This window comes from Clavibacter sp. CT19 (assembly GCF_027858075.1).
In the GTDB taxonomy this organism is placed as follows: Bacteria; Actinomycetota; Actinomycetes; order Actinomycetales; family Microbacteriaceae; genus Clavibacter; species Clavibacter tessellarius_A.
Map to the genome: position 1 here is coordinate 98,793 of NZ_JAQHYR010000005.1, position 24,919 is coordinate 123,711.

The following is a 24,919-nucleotide window of genomic DNA, read 5'->3' on the forward strand; positions in this document are numbered from 1 at the left end:
CTGACCGACGGCGCGAGGGGAGCGGCTCGTCGGTGAGCCGCGGCGTCGCCGGTCGGTGGGCGTGAATCTACACGTGTAGCTATCGCAGGGCAAGGTTTCGCAACGGGTCCGCATTCCGGGCATCCCCGGCGCTCACGCAGAGGGTTGTCACGAGTAGATCGCGCATGCCAGACTTCACGGCACAGCGCCGACGACGATGCCCCGGCCTCGTCGCGACGACGCTGCCGCACCCGCTGAGCGATGACGCTCACCATCGAAAGGCCAGCCATGCTCTCCCTCGGGATCGTCGGCGCCGGACAGTTCGCCGGCCAGTTCGCCGCCCTCTTCAAGATCCACCCCGACGTCGATCGGGTCCTCGTCACGGACCTGCTCCCCGAGCGCGCGGAGGAGCTCGTCACCCGCGAAGGGCTCGACGGCGCCGTCGACTCCTTCGACGCCCTCCTCGAGACCGACGTCGACGCGGTCGCGCTGTTCACGCAGCGCTGGACGCACGGGCCGCTCGTCGTCCGCGCCCTCCGCGCCGGCAAGCACGTCTACTCGGCCGTGCCGATGGCGGTCTCCGAGGAGGAGATCGCCGACATCATCGAGGCCGTCCGCGAGACGGGCCTCACCTACATGATGGGCGAGACGAGCTACTACAACCCCGCCACGGTCTTCGCCCGGAAGAAGGTCGCCGAGGGCGCGTTCGGCCGGATCTTCTACGCCGAGGGCGACTACGTCCACGACATGGACCTCGGCTTCTACGCCGCGTACCAGTACAGCGGCGGCGAGGACTGGAAGCGCACGGCGAGCTACCCGCCCATGCACTACCCGACGCACTCGATCGGCGGCGTGCTCGGCGCGATCCCCGGCCACGCCGTGAGCGTCAGCTGCATCGGCGTGCGCGACGACCGCGGCGACGGGGTGTTCGACCGCGAGGTCAGCCAGTTCGACAACGACTTCTCGAACGCGACCGCGCTGTTCGAGCTCGACAACGGCGGCATCATGCGCATCAACGAGATGCGCCGCGTCGGGTACCCGTCGCAGATCCGCGAGTCGCGCTTCCGCTACTTCGGCACGGAGGCGAGCCTCGAGCAGATCGCCACGGTGAGCGTCTGGCAGGACAAGCACGACGTCACCGACATCTCCGAGGAGCTCACGACGCAGCCGAGCATGTCGCTCGACGACCCGTCGCTCGCGCACGTGGCGCCCGAGCTCCGCGAGGCGTTCGTCTCCGGATACGCGCCCGTGCACGACGAGGACCGGCTGCCCGCGGTGTTCCACGGCGTCCCGAGCGGGCACGAGGGCAGCCACCACTTCCTCGTGGACGACTTCGTGCGCGCGGTCGTCGACCGCACCCTGCCGCCCGTGAACGCCTGGGTCGCCGCGCGCTACACGATGCCCGGCATCGTCGCCCATCGCTCCGCGCTGCAGGGCGGGGAGCGCCTCGACGTCCGCGACTTCGGCGACGCCCCGGCCGACCTGCCGACCACGGCCCCGGCCGGCTCCGCGGATAGGATCGCAGCAGGATCCCGCTGACCGGCGCGACGTCGGGTCGCCGGGACCCGGTCGGGCAGGGAGGAGCGAGGCGCATGGCGACCTCCGCCCCCCTCCCGCCCGACGGGTCCCGTCCCCGCGGCGCGTCCCTCCCCCGCGGCCAGGTCACCCGATCCGACGTCGCCCGGTACGCCGGGGTCTCCACCGCGGTCGTCAGCTACGTCGTCAACAGCGGGCCGCGGCCCGTCGCGGAGGCCACAGCCGAGCGCGTGCGCGACGCGATCCGCGTGCTCGGCTACCGCCCGAACGCGAGCGCCCGCGCGCTCCGCACGGGCAGCACGCAGATGCTCGGGCTCGTGGTGCCCGAGATCGGCAACCCGCTCTTCGCCGAGATGGCGATCGCCGTGGAGCAGTGCGCGGCCCGACGCGGCCACGCGGTGCTGCTCGTGAACAGCGAGAGCGATCCGCAGGTCGAGCGCACCCTGATCCGCTCGCTGACCGCGCGGCAGGTCGACGGGATCATCATCAGCACCGTGCAGCACGGCAGCGCCGTGGTCGACCTGCCGACGCTCGGCGTGCCGGTCGTCCTCCTCAACACCTTCTCCGCGCAGGACGGCGTCGAGACCGTGGGCGTCGACGCGCGGGCGGGCGCGCGCCTCGGGGTGGAGCACCTCATCGGGCACGGGCACACGCGGATCGGCCTCATCATCGGCGGGGCCGAGGTGGAGGCGCGCGAGCACGGCTGGCAGGACGCGACCCGGGCCGCCGGGCTGCCGGACGGGCCCCTCGCCCGCGAGTCGTTCACCCGCGAGGGCGGCTACCGCGGCGCGCTCCGGCTCTTCGGCGGATCCGACCGGCCCACCGCGCTCTTCGCGAGCTCCGACATGCAGGCGATCGGCGCCCTCCGCGCGCTCGGCGAGCTCGGCCTGCGGGTCCCCGAGGACGTCGCCGTGGTCTCCTTCGACGGCACCGACGAGGCGGAGTACGCGGCGCCGCGGCTCACGGTCGTGCGGCAGCCGGTGGAGGAGATGGCGGAGGAGGCCGTGACGCGCCTCATCGCCCCGGATCCCGAGCGGGCCCCGCACCACGCGTCGTTCACGCCGACGCTCGTGATCGGACGGTCGTGCGGGTGCGCGGCTCCGGCCGAGGCGACGGCCGAGCCCGCCTAGAGCGGCGCCGCGTCGAACAGCACGCGCGAGCAGCCGACCGCCTGGTCGTGCGTGACGACCGCGCGCACCCCGTAGACGTCGGCGATGAGCTCGGGCGTGAGCACCTCCCGCGGATGCCCGCCCGCCACCACGCGCCCCTCGCGCAGCACCAGCACGCTGTCGCAGAACATCGCCGCGAGGTTGAGGTCGTGCAGCGCGATCACGGTGGTCACGGGCAGGTCGCGCACGAGCGCGAGCAGCTCCAGCTGGTGGCGGATGTCGAGGTGGTTGGTCGGCTCGTCGAGCAGCAGCTCGCGCGGCTCCTGTGCGAGGGCGCGCGCGATGTGCGCCCGCTGCCGCTCGCCGCCGGAGAGCGTCCGCCAGGCGCGATCCGCCTTCGCCTCGAGCCCGACGTGCGCGATGGCGCGGTCGATCGCCGCCTGGTCCTCGGCCGTGTCGCCGCCGAGCAGCGTGCGGTAGGGCGTGCGGCCGAGGCGCACGACGTCGCGCACCACGATGTCGACCTCGGTCTCGCCGTGCTGGGTGACGGTCGCGACCCGGCGGGCGACGTCGCGGCGCCGGAGCCCCGCGAGGTCGTCGCCGTCGAGCGTGACGCGGCCGGAGTCGGGCGACGCGGCGCCCTGCAGCAGCTTCAGGAGCGACGACTTGCCGGAGCCGTTCGGCCCGAGGAGCCCGACGGTGGATCCGGGTGCCGGCTCGAGCGTCACCCCGTCGACCACGAGCCGCCCGCCGCGCGCCCAGCGGACGTCGTGCGCCCGGAGCGTCATGCGCGACCCCGGTTCCGCATCAGCAGCAGCATGAAGACGGGCACGCCCACGAGCGCCGTGCCGACGCCCACCGGCAGCGGCGTCGGCGCGAACGCGAGGCGCGAGAACGCGTCGACCCACACCATGAAGACGGCGCCGAGCACGATCGTGGCCGGGACGACGCGCGCGTGCCGCTGGCCGAAGAGCAGGCGCGCGGCGTGCGGCAGCACCAGGCCGACGAAGCCGATGGCGCCGGCGATGCTCACGAGCGTCGCCGTGAGGAGGGCCGTGACCACCAGGAGGATCGTGCGGGTGCGGCCCACGTGGATCCCGAGCGACGACGCCACCTCCTCCCCGAACGCGAAGGCGTCGAGCGAGCGGGCGTAGGCCAGGCAGACGACCGCGCCGATCACGACCACGGAGACGCTGAGCCCGACCTCGTCCCAGCGCATGCCCTCGAGCGATCCGAGGAGCCAGAAGGTGATGCCGCGCGTCTCGTCGGAGTCCGCGAACGCGAAGACCACGAGGGAGGTGAGCGCGGAGAACAGCTGCGTGCTCGCGACGCCCGCGAGGATCACCCCGGCCGTGCCCGCGGACGAGAACCGCGCGAGCAGCAGCACGAACCCGAAGGCCACGAGCGCGCCGATGAAGGCGCCGCCCGACATGCCGATCGCGCCGCCGCCGAGGCCGAGCACCCCGATGAGCACCGCGCCCGTGGAGGCGCCGGAGGAGACGCCGAGCACGAACGGATCCGCGAGCGGGTTCCGCAGCAGCGACTGCAGCACGACGCCGCACAGGCCGAGGCCCGCGCCGCACGCCGCCGCGACGAGCGCGCGCGGGAGGCGCTCCTGCCAGACGATCGCGTCCTCGGAGACGCGCACCGGGATGCTCGCGAGCCCCGCGTGGTTGAGCAGGATGTCGCGCACGTTGACGAGCGACACGTCGGCCGGCCCGAGCGTGACGGCGACGCCCACCGAGAGCGCGAGCGCGACGATCCCGAGCACGACCAGCAGCCCGACGCGGAGCGCGTGCGGCAGGGCGCGCACCCGCGCGGCCGCGGCCTGGAACGGAGCCCGCGGGGCCGCGGCGCTCAGAGCTTCGCCCCGCGCGCGTCCCACCAGGCCCGGATCTTCTCGAGCCCGTCCACGAAGCGGATCGACGGGTTCATCTCGGCGCCGTGCAGCGCCACCATGCGGTCCTCCTTCACGGCCGTGAGGTCGCGCGTGAGCGGGTCGCTCGTCAGGAAGTCGATCTTGTCCTGCAGCTTGTCGCCGGGGAACCGGTTCCGCTGGAGGTCGCCGAGAACGAGGATGTCCGGATCCCGGTCGACCACGTCCTCCCAGCCCGCGGCGATGAAGTCGTCGTGCACCTCGGGGTACGCGTCCGTGGCGCCGACCTGGCGCGAGAGCAGCGACGTGGCGCCGAACCCGCCGCCCATGTACGGCGTCTTGGTGTCGGCGAACCAGTACATGACCTTCGCCCCGCCGAGGTCCATGCCGTCGGTGGCCGCGGCCGCGCGCTGCTGGAGCGACGCGACGAGCGCCTCGCCGCGGTCCTTCACATCGAAGACCGCGGCCATCTCGCGGATCTCCTGGTACAGCGCGTCGACCGTGAGCGGCGTGGTGCGCTTGCCGCCGCCGTTGATGCTGATGTCGGAGTCGCAGTCCGTCGGCGAGAGGTAGGAGGGGATGCCCGTCTCGGCGAGCCGGTCGCGCGTGACCACGCCGCCGGTGCCGTAGTGGCGGCCGAAGGAGGCCGTGACGAAGTCGGGGTCCGCGTTCAGGAGCACCTCGTAGGTGGGCGCGTTGTCGGCGAGGCGCGGCACCTTCGCGTTCGCGTCGGCGAGCGAGTCGAGCACCGGATCCGTCCACGAGGCCGTGCCGACCATGCGGTCCTGGAGGCCGAGCGAGAGCAGGATCTCGGTGGAGTCCTGGTCGAGCGACACGACGCGCTGCGGCGCCCGGTCGATCGTGACGTCGTGGCCGCAGTTCGACAGCGTGAGCGGGTAGGTCGTCGTCCCCTGGCCCGTCTCGGCGACGGACGCGGCGGGCACCTCCTCGGAGGCGCCGCATCCGGTGAGGGCGACGAGCACGAGGCCCGTCACGGCGGTGGCGGTGAGGCGGGCGAGGGCGCGAGCGCGGGGCATGGGTCTCCTGGGGTCGAGGCCGTCGGGCGGCCCGCGGGGAGCCGGGCCGCGGGTAAGCATAGCCTTACCTCACTGGGCGGTTCGACCCGTCTCCACGACCGGGCGGACCTACCGCCTCGAGCGCCGCGACACGACGCGGTAGACCACGGCGATGCCCAGCGTGAGGACGGCGAAGAGCACGAGCGACCACTCCGATCTGACGAGGGAGAAGCAGGTCACCTCGCAGACGCCGAGGACGAGGACGGCGATCCAGGTGGGGACGGGCTTGCGGTCCATGTCCGGGCTCCAGTCGTGACTGCGGCGACGATCGAGGGTGAGCGCCATCGGCAGCGCGGCGCTCTCGCGCTCCGACCCTAGGCGGGAGTCGTGGACGCATGTCAACCGATCCACACCCGTCGAACGCCGACGAGAGATCGGGCCCCCGCGTCAGCGCCCGCGCGCCACCGTCGACCCGCGCACGATCAGCTCGAAGCCCATCGTCTCGGAGCGGAAGGCGCCCGCGTCCGCACCGCGCTCGATCCGCTCGGCCAGCATCGCGACCGCACGGCGGGCGATGGCGCGACGGCCGGGCGACACCGTGGTGAGCGGCGGCTGCGCGAAGCGGGAGTCCTCCGTGTCGTCGAGCCCCGCGACCGCCACGTCCTCGGGCACGCGGAGGCCGCGCTCCTGGAGCATCCACTGGGCGCCGAGCGCGAGGGAGTCGTTGAAGCCGAACACGGCGTCGAGCTCGACCCCGTCGTCGAGGAGGCGGGCCATCGCGGCGGCGCCGGACTCGCGGCGCCAGGGGCCGGGATCCGCCCGCAGGCGCGGATCGAGCGGGATGCCGGCCGCGGTGAGGGCGTCCTCGGCGCCGCGCTGCCGGAGCGCGGCACCCGACGGCTCGCCCGCGTCCCGCACGCCGATGAGCGCGATCCGGCGCCGCCCGGTCTCGACGAGGTGCGCGACCGCGGCGCGCGCGGCGTCCCGGTCGGCGATGAGCACCTGGTCGGCGAGGCCCTCGAGGAAGCGCTGGCCGATCATCACGAGCGGCACGTCCAGGTCGATGAGGCCCGCGTCCTCCTGGTGCAGGGCGAGCGGCTCGTAGATCACGCCGTCGAGCACCTGGCGGTGGAGGCCCGAGAGCGCGCCGATCTCGCGGTCGCGCCGCCCCGCCGTCGTCTCGACGAGCACGCTGAGGCCGAGCTCGTCGGCCGCGTCGATCACGTCCTGCGCGAGCGGGGCGAGGTACGCGCTGTCGAGCTCGGGGATCACGAGCGCGATCATGCGCGAGCGGCCGGAGCGCAGGTTCCGGGCCGACACGTTCATCCGGTACCCGAGCTCGGCGACGGCCGCCTCGATGCGCGCCCGCGTCCCGTCGCGCATGTAGGGGTAGCCGTTGAAGTAGTTGCTGACGGTCTTGATGGAGACGCCCGCGGCACGCGCGACGTCGCTCATGGTCGCCGCCATCCGCTCCCCCTCGTGTCCGTGCGCCGTCCGGGTCGCCGCGCGCGGCCCCAGCCTCGCACGCGGGCCGGGCGGCGGCCCTACTTCACGGCGCCGCTGATGAGCCCGGCCACGTAGTACCGCTGCAGCAGCAGGTAGAGCACGACGCACGGGATCACCGTGACGGCGACGCCCGTCTGCATCAGCCCCCAGTCGACCGTGTTGTTCTGCCCGGCCGACAGGATGTTGAGGCTCACCGGCAGCGTGTACAGGCTCTGGTCGGTGATGAGGATGAGCGTCGCGAAGAAGTCGTTCCACGCCGAGAAGAAGGTGAGGAGCGCGGTCGAGACGACGCCGGGGATCGCGATGGGCAGCATCACTCGCCGCATCGCCTGCAGCGGCGTGTTCCCGTCGATGAGCACGGCCTCCTCGAGGCTCGCCGGCACCGCCGCGAACGAGTTCCGCATCAGGAAGATCCCGAACGGCAGGTTGAAGGTCGCGAGCACGAGCGAGAGGCCGACGAGGCTGTTGTCGAGGTCGAGCTCGATGAGCGTCAGGAACAGCGGCGTGATGATCGCCTGGAACGGGATCATGAACGTGATGAGCACCAGGAAGAACACGAGGTCGCTCCCCCGGAACGGCAGCCGCGCGAACGCGTAGCCGGCGAGCGTCGACACCACGACCGTGAGCGCCGTCACCAGCAGCGACACGAAGACGCTGTTGCGGAGGCTCGTCACGAGGTCGAGGCCGCCGGTCGGCGTGAGCAGCCGCTGCAGGTTCCCGAGCCCGATCGACCCGTCCTGCGCGGTGAGCGCGGTGCCGAGCATGATCCCGAGCGGGTAGAGGAAGAGGAGCGCGACGCAGCCGCACGCGACGTACCAGGCGAGCCGCGGCATCGAGGCGCGGACGGCGCCGAGGCCGCGGGCGTCGCGGGTGCGTCCGGCGCGATCCGGGGACGGGCCGGCGGAGGGCGCGTCGGCGGCGGAAGCGGGGCGGGCGGGCGCGGAGGTGCTCATGAGTGGTCCGAGTTCCGGAGGAGCAGCATCTGGGCTGCGCTGACGAGGCCGAGGACGACCATGAGGATGATGGAGAGCGCGGCCCCGTAGCCGAGGTCGAGCCGGATGAACGAGGAGCGGTAGATCTCGTAGACCGCCGTGATGGTGCCGTTGTCCGGCCCGCCCGCGGTCATGATGTAGAACTGGTCGAACGCCAGCAGCGACCCGGCCACGCTGAACACCAGCACGAGCGCCAGGGTCGGCCGGAGCAGCGGCAGGGTGATGTAGACGAACCGCTGCCAGCGCGTGGATCCGTCCACCTCGGCCGCCTCGTTCACCTCCTGCGGGATCGACTGGAAGCCCGAGAGCAGCAGCAGCATCTGCAGCCCCGCCGACTTCCACGCGACCATGCTCACCACCACGAGGAACGCGGTCACCGGCCCGCCGAACATGTTCGTCGAGACGTCGACGAGGCCGAGGCCCGCGAGCGCCGTCATGGTCGGCCCGATCACCGGCTGCCACATGAAGAGGAAGAGGTAGCTCGCGGAGGCGAGGCCCACCACGACCGGCAGGAAGAAGATCGACTGGAAGACGCGGGCGGTGCGGGTGCGGCGCTGGATGAGGAGCACGAGCGCGAACCCGATCACGAGGAGCACCGGGGTCACGACCGCCGTGTAGACGAGAGTGAAGCCCACGGCCTTGAGGAACGCGGCGTCCTGGAACGCCTCGACGTAGTTCGCGAGGCCCGTGAAGGCGCGGTTGCCGAGGAGCGGCCACGTGTAGGTCGACATGGCGACGGTGCGCATCAGCGGCCAGATGAAGAAGGTGACGAGCATCACGACGGCCGGCAGCACCAGGAGGATCCCGGTGCGGCGCCGCCTCCTCGCCATGCCGCCGCGGTCGCGCACCGCGCTGCGGGCCGGGGACGCGACGGCGCCCTGCAGCCGGTCGATCACGGGTGCGGTCACTTCTCGTCCTCCTCGACGTAGACGACGGAGTCGAGGATGCGCTGCGCGTCGGCCTGGGCCTCGCGCTGCGCGTCGTCGATGCCGCCGCCGAACACGGACTGCGAGATCAGGTTCACCCAGACCCCGTTGTTGTCGTTGAACAGCTCGTTCTCGACCGGGCTGAAGGGCACGTGGCCGACGCGGAGGGCGTCCGCGAACACGGCGTAGCGCGGATCCTGCGGCACGTAGACCTCGTCGAGCAGGTCGGTGCGGATGGGCACGACCGACTGCTCGGCGAGGATCGTCTGCGCCTCGTCGCCCGTCGCCCACCGCACGAACTCCCACGCGGCGTCGACGTCGTCGGACCCCTTGAGGATGGTGAGCGTGTCGCCGCCGCCGAAGGACGCGGAACCGCCGTCCTTCCCCGGCAGCGGGGTGACGCCGAAGTCGACCTGTCCGCCCGCGACGAGCGCGCCCATGGTGGCGGTGCCGTCGGCGATCATGCCGACGTTGCCCTGCTGGAACGCGGTGGCGGTGTTCGGGCCGGCGTCGGTGCGGGCCAGGGACGGCATGCTGCCGTCGGTCCACATGCCGCGCATCAGCTCGAGCGCCTCCGTCACCTCGGGGCTGTCGAGCGTGGCGGTGCGGCCGTCGGCGGTGAGCACGTCGCCGCCGCTCCCCCAGATCAGCGGCGTGAAGCCGAAGATGAGGCAGCCGCCGCACGCGCCGGGGATGGAGTAGCCGTAGGTGCGGTCGCCGAGCGCGGTGATGGCCTTCGCGGCCGCGCGGATCTCGGCGTGCGTCGTCGGCGGGCGCTCGGGATCCAGCCCGGCCTCGGCGAAGAGCGTCTTGTTGTAGAAGAGCACGGAGGCGTCGCCCGTGAAGGGGACCGCGTAGGTGCGGCCCTCGAAGGACGAGACGGACGCGTGCGCCGGGCTGAAGGCGTCGGCGTATCCGAGCGCGTCGACCCGGTCGGTGATGTCGACGAGGGCGCCGGCCTGCGCGAAGTACGGCGTGAACACCAGGTCGAGCGCGGCCACGTCGGGCGGGTCGCCGCCCGCGATGGAGGTCGCCAGCTTCTGCACGTAGCTCGGCGACGGCACGAGCGTGATCTCGACCTGCGTCTCGTGCGTGGCGTTGTAGGCCTCGGCGAGCGGCTCGACGAGCGTCTTCTCGTAGTCGCGGATCCAGAGCTGCACGGTGCCGTCGCCCGCGTCGCCGGATCCGGCGGAGCAGCCCGAGAGCGCGAGGCCCGTGATCATGAGGGTCGCCGCGGCGACCAGCCTCGTCGTGGTCCGCTTCATCGCGCTCCTCGTGTCCGTGATGCGTCGGCCCGTCGGGGCTCGGCCGCGAGGCCGCACGCACCGCCCTGGTGCCCTTCTACATCGTTGTACTAGATTATGTGCATCGATGTACAGCCCGTCAAGAGGACCCCGATGACCATCGCCCCCGCCGCCCCGCGCCCCGCCGCCGCCAGCCCGGGCGCCGCCCGGTCGTTCCCGCTCCAGGCCGTGCGGCTGGGCGACGGCCCGCTCCGGCACGCGCAGCTGACCGACGTCGAGCACGTCCTCCGCATGGACCCCGACCGGCTGCTCGCGCCCTACCTCCGCGAGGCCGGGCTCGACTCCCCCGTGCCGAGCTACGGCAGCTGGGAGGCGATCGGCCTCGACGGTCACATCGGCGGGCATTACGTCTCCGCGCTCGCGCAGCTGCACGCCGCCACCGGCGACCCGCGGCTCCTCCCCCGGCTCGAGCACATGCTCGACGTGCTCGAGCGCTGCCAGGAGGCGGCCGGCGACGGCTGGCTCGGCGGCGTGCCCGACGGCCGGGAGTTCGGCCGCACCATCGCCGAGGGCCGGATCGAGGCGGACACCTTCGACCTCGAGGGCCGGTGGGTGCCGCTCTACAACCTGCACAAGACCCTCCGCGGGCTGCTCCACGCGCACGAGCACGCCGGATCCGCCCGCGCGCTGCGCATGGCCGAGGGCCTCGCCGGCTGGTGGCTCGGCGTCTCCGCGCACCTCGACGACGACGCGTTCGAGGGCATGCTCGCGACCGAGCACGGCGGCATGTGCGACGCGTTCGCGACCCTCGCGGGCATCACCGGCCGCGCCGACCTGCTCGCGGAGGCGCGGCGGTTCGCGCAGCGCGCGCTGGTGGATCCGCTCGCGGCCGGCCGCGACGAGCTCGACGGGCTTCACGCCAACACGCAGATCCCCAAGGTGATCGGCGTCGAGCGGCTCGGGCGGATGACGGGCGACGCGCGCCTCCTCGCCGCCTCCGACGCGTTCTGGGACTCGGTGGCCCACCGGCGGAGCGTCGTCATCGGCGGCAACAGCGTGCGCGAGCACTTCCACCCGGCGCGCGACTTCGCGCCCACGGTGCTCGACGAGCAGGGGCCGGAGACCTGCAACAGCTACAACATGCTCGAGCTCGGGCGGCTGCGGTTCGAGCGCACGGGCGACCCGGCGATCCTCGACCAGGTCGAGCGCACGATGCTCGACCACGTGCTCTCCACGCAGCACCCCGAGCACGGCGGCCTCGTCTACTTCACGTCGCTCAGGCCCGCGCACCACCGCGTGTACTCGGTCGCCGGCGAGTCGATGTGGTGCTGCGTCGGCACGGGCATGGAGAACCACGCGCGCTACGGCGAGCAGGTGTTCGCGCGGACGGACGACGCGCTGCTCGTGGACCTCTACGTGCCGGCCGAGCTGGACTGGGCCGCGCGCGGGATCCGGGCGCGCATCGCGGGCGACGTGGCGCGCGCGGGCGAGGCGACCGTCACGATGTCGGCGGACGCGCCCGCCGACCTGGAGCTGCGGCTCCGGCGGCCGGGGTGGGCGACGTCGATGGAGGTGCGGGTGGGCGACGACCCGGTGTCCGTGGTGCCCGGTGCCGCCTGGGTGCCGATCCGCCGCACCTGGTCGAGCGAGGCCGTCGTGACCGTCCGCTTCGGCATGGAGGTGCGGGCCGAGGGCCTGCCCGACGGATCCGCGTGGACGTCGTTCCGCTACGGCCCGGTCGCGCTCGCCTCGCGTGACGGCCGGGACGGGATCGCGACGTCGCTCGCCGAGGACTCCCGCATGGGGCACGTGTCGCCCGCGCCCAAGGTGCCGCTCGAGCGGACGCCCGTGGTGACCGCGGTCGACCCGGCCGACGCCGTGACGCTGGTCGACCGCGGCGCGCTCGCGTTCCGTCTCGACGCGTGGCGGGGCGGCGAGCGGGTGGAGGTCGCGCTCGAGCCGTTCGCCGGGATCCACGACGAGCGGCACACGCTCGTCTGGCCCACCGGCGCCGACCCGGTCGCGCGCGCCGCCGAGCTCGCCGCGATGGACGCCGCCGGCACCGACGCGGCCGTGGTCGACGAGGTGGTCGCGGGCGAGCAGCAGCCCGAGGTCGACCACGCGTTCCGCGGCGAGGGCACGCGAGCGGGCGGCGCCGACGGCCGGCACTGGCGCAGCGCGACGGGCTGGTTCGGATACGAGCTGCGCGATCCCGCGGGCACGGCGACCGTGGTGCGCGTGCTGCTGCGACGGGAGGCGGTGGGCGGCGACGCCGCACCCGGCCCCGCGGCCGATGCCGCTCCCGTCGGCCAGGCCGTCCGCGTCGGCCAGGCCGTCCGCGTCGGCGGCGTCGAGGCGGAGCACGTCGACGAGGTGGATCTCGGCGGCGAGGTCGGCGACGACGCCCTCGATGTGCGGATCACCGACGCCATGCGCGCCGGATCCCCCGCGGGCGCGCTCGCGGTGTCGGTGCACGCGACGCCGGGCGGGCGCACGCGCGACGTGCTCGGGATCCAGCTGCGCCGTTGACCGCGGCGGCGGACCGTCGGCGCCGCGCCGACCCGCCGGAGCGCGCACGAGGGGCCCGGACGATCCGCCCGGGCCCCTCGCGTCGTGCGTCGCCGGCTACGCGGAGACGGCCTGCAGGTTCTTCTCGATGTGCGCGTGGAACGCCTGCAGCCAGGAGAGGAGGAACTCCTCCGTGCCGGCGTTCGAGATCGCGCCCTCGGGCGAGATGAGGCCCTCGGTGGTCTGGATGTACGCCTCGGGCTGCGACAGCTCCGGAGACGCGAGGAACGACAGGATGCTGCGGAGGTGCTGCTGCGCGACGGCCGTGCCGACCGCGCCGATGGACGTGCCGATGACCGCGCTGGGCTTGCCCTGGAACGCGTTCTCGCCGTAGGGGCGGCTCGCGAAGTCGAGCGCGTTCTTGAGCACGCCGGGCACCGAGCGGTTGTACTCGGGCGTGACGATGAGGACGGCGTCGGCGTCGGCGATCCGCGCCTTGAACGCGTTCGCGACCTCGGGGTAGTCCCCGTCCATGTCGGCGCTGTAGAAGGGCAGCGGCGCGATGGGGATCTCGGTGAGCTCGAGGCCGGCCTGGGCGCCGACGCGCTTGAGCGCGAGCGACAGGGCCCGGTTGATGGAGGTGGACGACAGGCTGCCGACGAGGTAGCCGACGCGGTAGGTGGTGCTCATGGGGTGCTCCTTCCCGCACGGATCATTTCCATGCGCGCGCATGGAGCCTAGCGGCGGCGCATGCGTGTCACCCGGGCGTCCGGGGCTCGCGCGGATCCCGGACAGCCCGGGCGAGCACCGCCTCCGATGGCAGGGCGGCGCGCTCGGCCTCGGGCAGGAGGTCGTAGCTGGACACGGCGACCGGTGCCCGCTGCCCGGCCAGCGAGTACCGCACCACCGCATCCGTCTTGCCCGCCACGAGCAGCAGGCCCACGGTGTCCGCGTGGTGTGCCCGGCGCAGCCGATCGTCGACCAGCGCGACGTAGAAGCCGAGCTGCCCGAGCTGCTCCGGACGGAAGCGGCCCGTCTTCAGCTCGATGACGACGTAGCGCAGCTGCTCGACGTGGAAGAACAGGAGGTCCACGAAGAAGTCGTCGCCGTCGACGTCGAAGTGGACCTGACGTCCGACGAACGAGAACCCCTCGCCGAGCTCGCGCAGGGTGTCGATGATCCGGTCGACGAGCGCCCGCTCGAGCTCGCGTTCCGCCGCGTCGCCGTCGACGGCCAGGAAGTCGAGCACGTACGGGTCCTTCGTGAGCTGACGGGCGAGGTCCGACTGCTCGGCGTCCAGGGCCCGGTCGAAGTTCGTCGGAGCGCTCGCCGACCTCTCGTGGAGGCGCGTGCGGATGTGGTGCTCGAGGACGTTGCGCGACCAGCCGTGGGAGACGCTGCGGGAGGCGTACCAGTCTCGATCCGCCTGCGCATCCACTCTGCTCAACAGCACCGTCACGTGTCCCCAGGGCAATTGCGCAACAGGCCGTTGCGCGATTGCCGGGTCGGGCCAGGCCCGCGCGAACGAGCGCATGTAGATCAGGTTCCGAGGCGAGAAGCCCTTCATCTCGGGGAACTCAGCTCGCAGGTCGGCTGCGAGACGTGAGATGACCCCGCTTCCCCACGCCTGCTCATCCGATTGCCGCGCGAGCGTGGCACCGATGCGCCAGTAGAGGATGACCAGCTCGGTGTTCACCCGCCGCTGCGCGGCGTGACGCGCGGCGTGCACGCGACCCTTCAGCTCGGCGAGCACGTCCTCGTAGGGAGGGGTGGGAGTGGGGGTCGAATGGAGGTCCATGCGCGCAGTGAAGCTCCCACCACCGACATCGGCCGCCGGCTACCCCAGCAGCACCTCCCACGTGCGCAACGACGGCCAGAGCGCGTGGCGCGGGAGCACGTCGGGGCCGCACGCGCGGGATCCGAGGCCGTGCTGCGCGTCGTCGAGGAACAGGTGCAGGCCGTCGGGGGCGGGGAGCTCGTGCGGGTGGCCGACGTCGGTCATCTGCTGCGGGGTCCAGCGGGAGAGCTGGAACCCGGCGCGGTGGCCGGAGGCGTCGGGCACGGTCGTCACGGTGAGGGGCGTCGCGCATCCGTCGCCGATCACGAGCGACCGCAGCTCCGGCCGGTGGCCCGTCTCCTGCGGGCGCGCGTAGGCCACCGCGAGGCCGTCGACGCTCGAGGCGAAGCGGCCGACGCGCACGGCCGTGCGGCTGTCGGCGTACGACTCCCCCGGCCCCGTGCCGTGCCACGCGACCGGGTGCTCGGCGAGCGCGGCCGGCAGGTCGATGCGCACGGCGACGCGCGGCCACGTGCAGTCCCACACGCCGAACGGCACGACCTCGGTCGCGAGCAGGAGGCCGCGGTCGGTCGCGGCCCAGCGGAAGGCGACGTCGACGCCCGCGCCGGAGTGCGCGGCCTGCACGCGCATCCGCGTCTCGAGGCCGTCCGCCGTGCGGGTGGATCCGAGCAGCCGGTGCGTGAGCCGGTGCAGGCCCCGCTCGCGCCAGCGGTCGGCCGACGGCGGGGTCTCCTCGGCGCCGCGTCCGCCGGTCAGCTCGGGCTCCGCCAGCTCGTACGATCCCTGGCCTGCGCCGCGGTCGTTCTCGGTGGGCGCGCGCCACAGCTCGAGGCGCGGGCCGCGCACGGGCACGCCGCTCCACGCGACGAGGTCGCCGCGCGCGTCGAATGCGCCGACGCCGAGCGCGTCGCCGTGCCAGCGCCCGACCGGCCGGGGTCGCGGCGCGGGCCGGTCGCGCACGAGCGCCTGGTGCTGCGCGACGACGTGGCCGGCCTCCGCCCAGGGCGCGTCGTAGCGGGTGACGACCTGCACGGTCACGTGCGCCTCCTCCGCGTGGCCGGCGACGCGCGCCTCCTCGGGGAGCGGGATCGTGACGGCGTCGCCGGCCGCGAGGGGTGCGTGCTCGAGGATCCCGCGGGCGACCCGGCGGCCGTCGTGGTCGAGGATCCAGACCAGGTCGACGTCAGCCGTGGAGGCGCTGTGCCGCCGGTTCTCGACCCGCACGGAGGATCCGTCGGCCGCCACCCGCACGCGCACCGGCGCGATGACCGCCGCGAGCTCGGCGAGGCCCGGGGTGGGCGTGCCGTCGGAGAGCAGCAGGCCGTCCATCACGAAGGGCCCGTCGTGCACGGGCTCGCCGAAGTCGCCGCCGTACGCGTGGAAGGGGCGCCCGTCGGCGGTCCGCGCGAGCAGGCCGTGGTCGCGCCACTCCCACACGAAGCCGCCGTGCAGGCGCGGCCAGCGGTCGATCGCGTCCTCGTAGTCGGCGAGCGATCCGGGCCCGTTGCCCATCGCGTGCCCGTACTCGCACAGGAGGAAGGGCTTCGCGCGCTGCTTCGCGCCGGTCGCGCCCGTGGTCTCGTGGATGCTCGCCGCGGGCGTGCCGCACACCGAGTCGATCTCCTCGAGCGTCGGATACATCCGCGAGTAGACGTCGGTGTGCTCGCCCGTGAGGTCGCCCTCGTAGTGCACGGGCCGGGTCGGATCCGCGCGCCGGACCCACGCCGACATGGCCGCGATGTTGCGCCCGGTGCCCGACTCGTTGCCGAGCGACCACATCACGATCGACGGGTGGTTGCGGTCGCGGCCCACCGTGCGGGCGATCCGGTCGAGGTACGCGCCCCGCCAGCGCGGGTCGTCGGACGGGTTGTCCCGCCACTCGACGTCCCAGAAGCCGTGCGTCTCGAGGTCGCACTCGAGCACGACCCAGAAGCCGAGCTCGTCGGCGATGTCGATCAGGCGCGGATGCGGCGGGTAGTGGGAGGTGCGGATCGCGTTGATCCCGCTCCTCTTCATCAGCTCGAGGTCGGCGCGCGCCTCCGCCTCGTCGAACACGCGGCCGCGCTCGGGGTGGGACTCGTGCCGGTTGACGCCGCGGAAGGTGAGGCGCCGGCCGTCCACGAGGAGCGCGTCGCCGTCGATGCGCACCGTGCGGAACCCGATCCGGAGGGTCGCCGTCTCGCCGGGCGACGACACGGTCGCGTCGTAGAGGCGCGGCAGCTCGGCGCTCCACGCGTCGACCGCGGGGATCGCGAGGGGCGCGACGTCGGCCGGGGTCTCCCACGTCGCGTGGATCCCGAGCGCGGGCACGCGCACCACCACGGGGAACGCGCCGTCCACCTCCACGGCGAGGAGACCGGATCCGTCGACGGGGTCGCGGTCGGCCCGCACCCGCACGTCATCGAGGGCGTCCGCCGGGCGGGCGAGCAGCTCGACCGAGCGGAAGATCCCGGGCAGCCACCACTGGTCCTGGTCCTCCAGGTAGGAGGCGGCCGACCACTGGTGCACGCGGATCCCGAGCACGTTGTCGCCCGGCACGAGCAGCGCGGTCACGTCGAGCTCGGTCGCGAGGCGGCTGCCGGTGGTCCAGCCCGCCTCGACGCCGTTGACCCAGAAGGTGGCGAGCCCCTCGATCCCGTCGGTGCGCAGCAGCACGCGCGCGGCGTCGGCGAAGGACGCGGGCAGCCGGAACGCGCGCCGGTGCTCGCCCGTGGGATTCGCGTCGGGCACGTGCGGCGGGTCGATGGGGAACGGGTACTGGAGGTTCGTGTACGCGGGCGATCCGTGGCCGTGCAGCACCCAGTGCGACGGGACGGGCAGCGTGGTCCAGCCGGCCGCGTCGAGCGCGGCGTCGTCGAGCGCGGGATCCGCGACCGCGGGCGTCGCGCCGGCCGCGTCCACCGGCGCCTCGGGCAGCAGACGGAACCACCAGTCGCCGTCGAGCGACAGGGCGGGCGCGTCGGTCGCGAACCGCGCGCGCGGGGCGAGGCGCGAGGTGGATCCGGGGGCGACGTCGTCGAGGTGGGACATGCGGATCCTCCGTGCGTGTGGGTGCGCGCGACGGCGCGGGGTGGGACGGTCAGCGGGGAGCGGAGCGACGAGTGACGAGCCGCGGGTCAGCCCCGCTCGTCGAGCCCCGCGAGCGCGGCCCGGTCGGCGACCACGGTCACGTGCGGATGCCGCTGCAGCACCGACGCGGGCACGCGCTCGGTCACCGGACCGGCGAGCGCCGCCGCGAGGGCCCGCGCCTTCCGCTCCCCCGAGGCCACGAGCAGGATCCGGCGGGCGGACATGATGGTCACGATGCCCTGCGTGATCGCGTGCGTCGGCACCGCGTCCACGTCGCCGCCGAAGTACCGCGCGTTGTCCCGCCGGGTCGCGCCGGCGAGGCGCACCACCCGGCTGACGCCGTCGAACGGGGAGCCCGGCTCGTTGAAGCCGAGGTGCCCGTTGGCGCCGATGCCCACGATCTGCAGGCCCGCTCCGCCGAGCCGTCGGATCCGCCGCTCGTGCTCGGCCGCGGCCTCGTCCGGATCCGCCGCCGCCCCGTCGGGCACCACCACGCGCGCGTCCGGTACGTCGAGCGGCCGGGCGATGCGCGCTCGCACGAACGCGAGGTACGACTGGGGGTGCCCGGGCGGCAGGCCCACGTACTCGTCGAGGGCGACGAGCGACACCCCGTCCGTGATGAGCGCCCGGTCGCGGTGGCGGCGGCCGAGCTCGGCGTAGAGCGGCTCGGGGCTGGATCCCGTCGCGACGCCGAGCACGCCCGCCGGGTCCTCGCCGAGGAACGCCTGCACGACGTCGGCCGCGGCCGAGCCGAGGCCCGCGGCGTCGTCCACCGCCGTGACCCGCGCCGTGCGCAGCGGGGCGGTCGTCACTTCAGCGCGCCCTTCGCGATGTCGCCGATGAACTGCTTCGCGCCGACGAGGAACACGATGATGAGCGGGATCACCGCGAGCAGCGCGCCCGCCATGACCATCCCGTAGTCCTTGCCGTGGGCGCTGTTGAGCTGGCTCATCGCGACCTGCAGCGTCAGCGTGCCGGGGTCGTTGAGCACGATGAGCGGCCAGAGGTAGTCGTTCCACGCGGCGATGAAGGTGAAGATCCCGAGGAACCCGAGGCCCGGCCGGATGAGCGGCAGGCACACCGTGAGGTACTGGCGGAAGAACCCGGCGCCGTCGATGCGGGCGGCGTCGATGAGCTCGTCCGGCACGCTCGAGATGATGAACTGCCGCAGCCAGAAGATGCCGAACGCGTTCGCCGCCGCCGGCACGATGAGCGCCTGCAGCTGGCCGACCCAGCCGAGGTTGATCATCGTCACGAACTGCGGGATCACCGACAGCTGCGCGGGCAGCATGAAGGTCACGAGCAGCAGCGCGAACAGCGCGCGCCGGCCCGGGAACTCGTACTTCGCGAACGTGAACGCCGCGATCGAGTCGAAGAACAGCACGAGCACCGTGACGGAGACGGCCACGATGACCGTGTTCACGAGCGATCCGCCGAAGTCGATCGTGCGGAACACGGCCTGGATGTTGTCCCACAGGTACGGTCCCGGCACGAGCACGGGCGGCGACTTGTAGATGTCGCTCGTGGTGTTGCTCGCCATCACGACGAGCCAGTACAGCGGGAACAGGCTGACGATGGATCCCGCGAACAGCACGCCGTGCAGGATCACCCGCCCGGGCGGCAGCTGCCGGCGCCCCGCGGGACGACCGGCGCGCTCGTCGCGCGGGCGCCCGGAGGCCTGGTCGGCGAGGCGGGCCGCGGCGGATCCCGCGGCGTGGACGGTCGCGCTCATGCGCGGTCTCCCTTCCTCGTGCCGGGCACGCGCACGGCCTTCTCCTTCTTCTCCGACCCGAGCCGGAAGCTGATGATGGAGAAGATCACCACGAGCAGGAACACGCCCCACGCGATGGCGGCGCCGTAGCCGAAGCGGTTGTAGTTGAAGGCCTGCTGGTAGAAGTACAGGACGGTCGTGAGGCCGGCCTGGCCCGCGCCGCCCGAGTTCGGGTTCGTCGTGCTGGAGGAGGCCGTGAGCACCTGCGCCTCGGTGAAGCTCTGCAACCCGGTGATGGTCGACACCACCAGCACGAACAGGATCGTGGGGCGCAGGAGCGGCAGCGTCACCGACCAGAAGGTGCGGATCGCGCCGGCGCCGTCGAGCTTCGCGGCCTCGTAGACCTCGGTGCCGATGGCCTGCATGCCCGCGAGGAAGATGATCGCGTTGTAGCCGGTCCACTGGTACGTGATGAGCACCGCGATGGTGACCTGGATCGCCCACGGCGTCGACAGCCACGGCACGCCGTCGAGCCCGATCGCGCGGAGCCCCGCGTTCACGAGGCCGAAGCTGTCGCCGAAGATCGAGCCGAAGAGCACGGCCATCGCCACCACGCTGGTGACGTTCGGCACGAAGTAGCTGATCTTGTAGAAGGTGCTGAGCCGCTTCGCCGAGTTGAGCATCGCCGCGACGACGACCGCGATGGCCATCATCGGGAACGTCGACAGGGCGAAGATGATCAGCGTGTTCCGGATGGAGAGCCAGAACGTGGCGTCGGCCGCGAGGGCCTGGAAGTTCGCGAGGCCCACCCACTTCGCCGTGCCGAGGCCGTTCCAGTCCTGGAACGAGAGCACGAGCGAGTAGAGCGCGGGGAACAGGCCGAAGACCAGGAACAGGACGAAGAACGGCGCGATCGCGACGTAGTACGGCCACGTGCGGCGGACGACGGTGGGGATCACTGCTTCGCGGTCTTCAGGGCGGCCTCGCCCGCGGCGACGGCGTCGGAGTAGGCCTGGTCGGGGTCCTTGCCGAGCGAGGTCACGTTCTGCAGCTCCGTGACGAACGCGGCCTGGACCTGGTTGTCGTACGGGCTCGTGTAGGCGGTGGGCATCTTCGCCGCGGCGTCGGCGAAGATCCCGACGGTCGACTGGCCGCCGAAGAAGTCGTCGCCCTTCTGCAGCTCCGGGGAGTCGTAGGCGGCGGTGGCCGACGGGAAGATGCCCTTGTCGGCGTACGCGGTGACCTGGTTGTCCTCGCTCAGCACGTCCTTGATCACGGCGAAGGCCGCCTGCGGGTCCTTGGTGCCGGCGGGGATGGAGAGGAAGGAGCCGCCGATGTTGGCCGGTCCGCCGGGCATGGGCGCCACGCGCCAGTCGCCCGAGGTGTCGGCCGTCGCGCTCTTGAGGTCGGCCTGGTACCAGGACGCGCCGAGGAGGGCCGGGAGGGATCCGTTGCTGATGGCCGACGCCCAGTCCGGGCTGCCGTCGGTCACGTTCGCGGTGAGGCCGTCCTGGTAGGCGAGCACCGCGCGGTCCCACGCGGCCTTCACTGTGGCGCTGTCGCCCGTGTAGTTCCCGTCCTCGTCGACGAACCGGGTGGTGCCCTGGCCGAGCGACTTGGTGAACACGTCGGAGGCGTCCACGAAGATCGCGCCGCCGGTGGCCGCCTTGAGCTTCTTGCCGAAGGCGAAGTAGTCGTCCCAGGTGGCGGTGGCCTTGGCCACGTCGGCGGGCTCGCTCGGCAGGCCGGCCTTCTTGAACACGTCCGCGCGGTAGTAGAGCGCGGTGGGGCCGATGTCGATGGGGAGGCCGAGGAGCTGGCCGTCCTTCGTGGTGGCCTCCTCGAGCTTCCACGCCGGGTACTGGCCGGCGACGTCCTTCGCGCCGAGCTGGTCGAGGTCCTCGAAGAGCCCGTCCTCGCTGCGGAAGTACGGCATGTCCTCGCCCTTGACGCCCGTGACGGACGGCAAGCCCGAGCGGCCGGTGAAGGTGGTGACGAGCTTCTGCTTGAAGTCGCCGCCGATGGTGGAGACGTTGAGCGTGGTGCCCGGCACCTCCGCCGGCACCTTGTCGAGCACCGTCTGGCTGAGGCCGTCCGGCCAGATCCAGAGGTCGAGCTGCCCGCCGGCCGAGGATCCCGACGACGAGCAGGAGGCGAGGACCGGCGCGAGGAGCGCGAGGGTCGCGACGCCGACGACGATGCGCCGGGCGCGAGCGCGGCGGGCGGAGGGGATGGGCATGGTGGTTCTCGATTCGGTGGGGGACGGGCGGGTCGGAGCGGGCGGTCGGGGTCGGGGTCGGGGTCGGGGGGGCGGGCGCGGCGGCCGGCTCAGGCGAGCAGGCGGTCGGCGTCGGGGCGGGAGAGGGCGTCGGCGAGGTAGTCGTAGCGGCCGGGCTCGGCGGCCTCGGGGTGCGCGCGCAGCCACGGCACGAGCTCGTCGAGCCGCGGGGCTCCGGCCGCGCCGCCGGGGCGGGTGACCGTGATCCCCGCCACGAGGCACGCGAAGTCCACGCGCTCGGTGAGCGACCACGGCGCGCGGGCCGAGGCGGCGAGCGATGCGCCGAACACGTCGCCCGCGCCGGTCGCGTCGACCGCGCGCACGGCGAGCGGCGGGCGGACGACCTCCTCGCCGCGGGCGGAGTCGACGGCGACGACGCCGCGGGATCCGGAGGTGACGACGCTGAGCGGCACGCGCGCGCCGAGCGCCCGGGCGGCCTCGACCGCCGAGTCGGTGTCCGTGTACGCGGCGGCCTCCAGCTCGTTGGGGAGGAAGGCGTGGCACTCGTCGAGCTGCTCGAGGATGGCCGGGTCCCACCGCTCGGACGGGTCCCAGCCGACGTCGGCGTACACGTCGGTGCCCGCGGCGGCGGCGCGGCCGACCCAGGAGCTGCGGTGCGGATCCAGGTGCACGAGCGCCGCGGCGACGGCCGGGACGGCGCCCGGCACGAGCTCGTCGGAGGTGAGCGGGCAGGCGACGCCGCCCGTGACCATGGCGCGGTCGTCGTCGTAGCCGAGCGACGCCGTGACGGGCAGCGACCAGCCGTCCAGCGTGACGAGGTGGTGGAGGTCGACCCCCTCCGCGGCGAGCGCGGCGCGCACGAGGAGGGAGAACGGATCCGCGCCCACGGCGGCCGCGATGACGGTGGGCACCCCGAGGCGCGCGCCGGCGACGGCGAAGTTGGCGATGCCGCCGGGGCCGTGGCCGAACGACGAGGTCCAGATCTCGTGGCCCGGCCGGGGGCCGCTCGGCAGGTCGCCGAAGACGACGTCCGCGAACAGCTGGCCGACGACCAGCAGGCCGGCGGGCCGCTCGGGGCGGGGGGCTGCGGACACGGTGACCTCGGCTTCTCGGGATCGCGCCGTGCGGACACGGCGGATGGGGTGGTCCGCCGACGGCGACTCTGCCGGTGGACGCGGTCGTCGGGTGAGCGGCGACCGGTAGTGACGTTTCTAGCCCATGTGAGCACATGGATGGAAGACCTTGTTCATTACGAGATTGTTTCTGACTGATCCTGCGCGCTAATGTTCACTTCATGAGAGACGCCCGGGAGTTCGTGATCCTCGACCGGCTGCGCGCCACGCGCAGCGCCACGGTCGCCGAGCTGGCCGAGGCCGCGGGCACGAGCGACGCCACCATCCGCCGCGACCTCGCCCGTCTCGACGAGCAGGGCGCGCTCCGGCGCACGCACGGCGGCGCCGTCCTCGTCGAGGTGGACGCGCCGTTCGCCGAGGTCGAGCAGGTCAACCGCGAGGCCAAGGAGCGCATCGCCCGGGCCGCGGCCGCGCAGATCCTCGACGGCCAGTCGGTCGTGCTCGACATCGGCACGACCACGCTGCACCTCGCGGAGCAGCTGCGCGGGCGCTCCCTCACGGTCATCACCGCCAGCATCGCCGCGTTCGACGTGCTGCGCGACGACCGGAGCGTGCGGCTCATCCTGCTGCCCGGCGACTGGGATCCGGTCTACCGCTCGGTGTCCGGCCCGCTCACCGCCGAGAGCCTGCGGATGCTGCACGCCGACCACGCCTTCGTGGGCGTGAGCGGCATCGCCGACAACGGCGACCTGCGCGACACGACGATGGCCCAGGTGCCCATCAAGCGCGCGATGGCGGAGGTGAGCGACCGGGTCACGGTGCTCGCCGACTCCTCCAAGTTCCCGGGCACCGGCGCCGGCCGCGTCGCCCCCACCGCGTCTCTGACGCAGCTCATCACCGAGGCCGCCCCGCACGAGCGGGTGTCGCAGGGCCTCGCGGACAAGGGAGTGTCGGTGACCGTCGCATGAGGCTCACGATCCTGGGCGGGGGCGGCTTCCGCGTCCCGCTCGTCTACTCGGCGCTCTTGCGCGACCACGAGGCCGGCCGCGTCTCGCACGTGGCCCTCTACGACACCGACGAGGTGCGCCTCACGGCCGTCGCGCGCGTGCTCGCGGAGCAGGCCGCGGCGTACCCGGACGCGCCCGTCATCTCGCTGCACACCGACCTCGACGAGGCGCTCGCGGGCGCCGCGTTCGTGTTCTCGGCGATCCGCGTGGGCGGCATGGCCGGGCGCTCGTGCGACGAGCGGCTCGGCATGGCGCACGGCGTCATCGGGCAGGAGACCGTCGGCTACGGCGGCATCTCCTACGCGCTGCGGACGCTGCCGGTCGTGATGGACCTGGCCGAGCGGATCCGGGCGCAGGCCCCCGACGCCTGGGTCATCAACTTCACGAACCCCGCGGGCGTCGTGACCGAGGCCATGTCGCGCGTGCTCGGCGACCGCGTCATCGGCATCTGCGACTCCCCCATCGGCCTCGCCCGCCGCGTGCTCGGCGCGCTCGGCGTCGCGGGCGACGACGTGGTCATCGACTACGCGGGGCTCAACCACCTCGGCTGGCTGCGCGGCCTCCGGGTCGACGGCCGCGACGTGCTGCCGGACCTCATGGCCCGGCCCGACCTCATCGGCACGTTCGAGGAGGGCCGGCTCTTCGGCGCCGAGTGGGTCACCGAGCTCGGCGCCGTGCCGAACGAGTACCTGCACTACTACTACTTCCAGCGCGAGGTGCGGCACGCCGACCAGCTCGCCGCGCAGACCCGCGGCGGCTTCCTCGTGGAGCAGCAGGGCCGGTTCTACGAGCAGCTCGAGCACCGGCACGACGTGTCCGCGCTGGCGCTCTGGGAGCGCACGCGGCTCGACCGCGAGACCACGTACATGGCCACGAACCGGCAGTCGGCCGGCATGGGCGACCGCGACGAGGGCGATCTCGTCTCGGGCGGCTACGAGGACGTCGCGATCGCGCTCATGCGCGGCATCGCGTACGACCAGAGCGCGCGGCTGATCCTCAACGTGCGGAACCGCGGCACGCTCGCCGCCCTCGACGCGGACGCCGTGGTCGAGGTGCCGTGCGTGGTCGACGCCTCGGGCGCGCATCCGGTAGCGGGCACCCAGCTCCCCGACTTCGGCGTGGGCCTCGTCACCAACGCGAAGTACGTGGAGCGGCAGACCATCGAGGCCGGCCTCGGCGGATCCCGCGCCGCGGCCGTCCGCGCCCTCGCGCACCACCCGCTCGTCGACTCCGTCACCGTCGCGCGCTCCCTGCTGGAGGACGCGATGCACGCGTTCCCGGCGCTGTCCTACCTGCGCTGACCGCCGGTCGCGCCCGGCTCCCGCCGCCC

Annotated in this window: 21 protein-coding genes; 5 read left to right on the top strand and 16 right to left on the bottom strand. The window is 73.3% G+C overall.

Annotated features, from left to right (window positions below):
• The first annotated feature begins 240 nt into the window (after window positions 1-240).
• Together PED38_RS07640 and PED38_RS07645 are read left to right on the top strand one after the other, a co-directional pair.
• Window positions 241-1,518, top strand: a complete 1,278-nt coding sequence (locus tag PED38_RS07640) for a Gfo/Idh/MocA family protein (protein ID WP_270980662.1) — start codon at window positions 241-243, stop codon at window positions 1,516-1,518.
• Between the two features lie 53 nt (window positions 1,519-1,571).
• A complete protein-coding gene (locus PED38_RS07645) occupies window positions 1,572-2,645 on the top strand; it encodes a LacI family DNA-binding transcriptional regulator (protein ID WP_063070443.1) in 1,074 nt (357 codons plus the stop codon).
• Here the strand turns inward: PED38_RS07645 and PED38_RS07650 are convergent.
• From PED38_RS07650 to PED38_RS07685, 8 genes are all read right to left on the bottom strand, one after another.
• The gene (locus PED38_RS07650) at window positions 2,642-3,412 is read right to left on the bottom strand and encodes an ABC transporter ATP-binding protein (protein ID WP_063070444.1); all 771 of its coding nucleotides are present in this window, start codon (window positions 3,410-3,412) and stop codon (window positions 2,642-2,644) included. The two genes, PED38_RS07645 and PED38_RS07650, sit on opposite strands and share 4 nt — an antisense overlap.
• Complete coding sequence (locus PED38_RS07655; protein WP_414146341.1) at window positions 3,409-4,509, bottom strand: FecCD family ABC transporter permease; 1,101 nt, start codon at window positions 4,507-4,509, stop codon at window positions 3,409-3,411. The genes PED38_RS07650 and PED38_RS07655 overlap by 4 nt, the downstream gene beginning before the upstream one ends.
• On the bottom strand, window positions 4,482-5,537 hold the full coding sequence (locus PED38_RS07660) for an ABC transporter substrate-binding protein (RefSeq protein ID WP_270980665.1): 1,056 nt from the start codon (window positions 5,535-5,537) through the stop codon (window positions 4,482-4,484). Before PED38_RS07660 ends, PED38_RS07655 begins: the two co-directional genes overlap by 28 nt.
• A 108-nt stretch (window positions 5,538-5,645) precedes the next feature.
• A complete protein-coding gene (locus tag PED38_RS07665; RefSeq protein WP_270980666.1) occupies window positions 5,646-5,813 on the bottom strand; it encodes a hypothetical protein in 168 nt (55 codons plus the stop codon).
• A gap of 150 nt (window positions 5,814-5,963) precedes the next feature.
• The gene (locus tag PED38_RS07670) at window positions 5,964-6,971 is read right to left on the bottom strand and encodes a LacI family DNA-binding transcriptional regulator (protein WP_063070461.1); all 1,008 of its coding nucleotides are present in this window, start codon (window positions 6,969-6,971) and stop codon (window positions 5,964-5,966) included.
• 89 nt (window positions 6,972-7,060) lie between these two features.
• The gene (locus PED38_RS07675; RefSeq protein ID WP_270980667.1) at window positions 7,061-7,975 is read right to left on the bottom strand and encodes a carbohydrate ABC transporter permease; all 915 of its coding nucleotides are present in this window, start codon (window positions 7,973-7,975) and stop codon (window positions 7,061-7,063) included.
• Window positions 7,972-8,922 carry a carbohydrate ABC transporter permease gene (locus tag PED38_RS07680; protein WP_270980669.1) on the bottom strand — a complete coding sequence of 317 codons (951 nt, stop codon included), beginning with the start codon at window positions 8,920-8,922 and terminating at the stop codon, window positions 7,972-7,974. Before PED38_RS07680 ends, PED38_RS07675 begins: the two co-directional genes overlap by 4 nt.
• Window positions 8,919-10,205 (bottom strand): ABC transporter substrate-binding protein, encoded by a 1,287-nt coding sequence (locus tag PED38_RS07685; protein ID WP_270980670.1) that lies wholly within the window; start codon window positions 10,203-10,205, stop codon window positions 8,919-8,921. The genes PED38_RS07680 and PED38_RS07685 overlap by 4 nt, the downstream gene beginning before the upstream one ends.
• 132 nt (window positions 10,206-10,337) lie before the next feature.
• Between PED38_RS07685 and PED38_RS07690 the strand changes: the two genes are divergently transcribed.
• On the top strand, window positions 10,338-12,713 hold the full coding sequence (locus tag PED38_RS07690) for a beta-L-arabinofuranosidase domain-containing protein (RefSeq protein WP_270980671.1): 2,376 nt from the start codon (window positions 10,338-10,340) through the stop codon (window positions 12,711-12,713).
• 96 nt (window positions 12,714-12,809) lie between these two features.
• Here PED38_RS07690 and PED38_RS07695 read toward each other — a convergent pair whose 3' ends face one another.
• The 8 genes from PED38_RS07695 to PED38_RS07730 all read right to left on the bottom strand — a co-directional run bounded on the left by PED38_RS07695 (window position 12,810) and on the right by PED38_RS07730 (window position 22,603).
• Window positions 12,810-13,382, bottom strand: coding sequence for an NADPH-dependent FMN reductase (locus PED38_RS07695; protein WP_270980673.1), 573 nt, complete (start codon window positions 13,380-13,382; stop codon window positions 12,810-12,812).
• A 67-nt stretch (window positions 13,383-13,449) separates the two neighbouring features.
• The gene (locus PED38_RS07700; RefSeq protein WP_063070449.1) at window positions 13,450-14,490 is read right to left on the bottom strand and encodes a PDDEXK nuclease domain-containing protein; all 1,041 of its coding nucleotides are present in this window, start codon (window positions 14,488-14,490) and stop codon (window positions 13,450-13,452) included.
• Between the two features lie 39 nt (window positions 14,491-14,529).
• On the bottom strand, window positions 14,530-17,520 hold the full coding sequence (locus tag PED38_RS07705; protein ID WP_270980675.1) for a glycoside hydrolase family 2 TIM barrel-domain containing protein: 2,991 nt from the start codon (window positions 17,518-17,520) through the stop codon (window positions 14,530-14,532).
• 86 nt (window positions 17,521-17,606) lie between these two features.
• Window positions 17,607-18,371 (bottom strand): glucosamine-6-phosphate deaminase, encoded by a 765-nt coding sequence (locus PED38_RS07710; RefSeq protein ID WP_270980676.1) that lies wholly within the window; start codon window positions 18,369-18,371, stop codon window positions 17,607-17,609.
• Window positions 18,368-19,291, bottom strand: a complete 924-nt coding sequence (locus PED38_RS07715) for a carbohydrate ABC transporter permease (protein ID WP_270980678.1) — start codon at window positions 19,289-19,291, stop codon at window positions 18,368-18,370. Before PED38_RS07715 ends, PED38_RS07710 begins: the two co-directional genes overlap by 4 nt.
• Window positions 19,288-20,229 (bottom strand): carbohydrate ABC transporter permease, encoded by a 942-nt coding sequence (locus PED38_RS07720; RefSeq protein ID WP_063070451.1) that lies wholly within the window; start codon window positions 20,227-20,229, stop codon window positions 19,288-19,290. The genes PED38_RS07715 and PED38_RS07720 overlap by 4 nt, the downstream gene beginning before the upstream one ends.
• Complete coding sequence (locus tag PED38_RS07725) at window positions 20,226-21,509, bottom strand: ABC transporter substrate-binding protein (protein ID WP_063070452.1); 1,284 nt, start codon at window positions 21,507-21,509, stop codon at window positions 20,226-20,228. Before PED38_RS07725 ends, PED38_RS07720 begins: the two co-directional genes overlap by 4 nt.
• Window positions 21,510-21,598: 89 nt before the next feature.
• Complete coding sequence (locus PED38_RS07730; RefSeq protein ID WP_270980680.1) at window positions 21,599-22,603, bottom strand: carbohydrate kinase family protein; 1,005 nt, start codon at window positions 22,601-22,603, stop codon at window positions 21,599-21,601.
• Between the two features lie 200 nt (window positions 22,604-22,803).
• Here PED38_RS07730 and PED38_RS07735 point away from each other — a divergent pair, with 200 nt between their 5' ends.
• Window positions 22,804-23,550 (top strand): DeoR/GlpR family DNA-binding transcription regulator, encoded by a 747-nt coding sequence (locus PED38_RS07735; RefSeq protein WP_270980681.1) that lies wholly within the window; start codon window positions 22,804-22,806, stop codon window positions 23,548-23,550.
• On the top strand, window positions 23,547-24,890 hold the full coding sequence (locus tag PED38_RS07740; protein ID WP_063070468.1) for a 6-phospho-beta-glucosidase: 1,344 nt from the start codon (window positions 23,547-23,549) through the stop codon (window positions 24,888-24,890). The genes PED38_RS07735 and PED38_RS07740 overlap by 4 nt, the downstream gene beginning before the upstream one ends.
• Window positions 24,891-24,919: the final 29 nt, after the last annotated feature.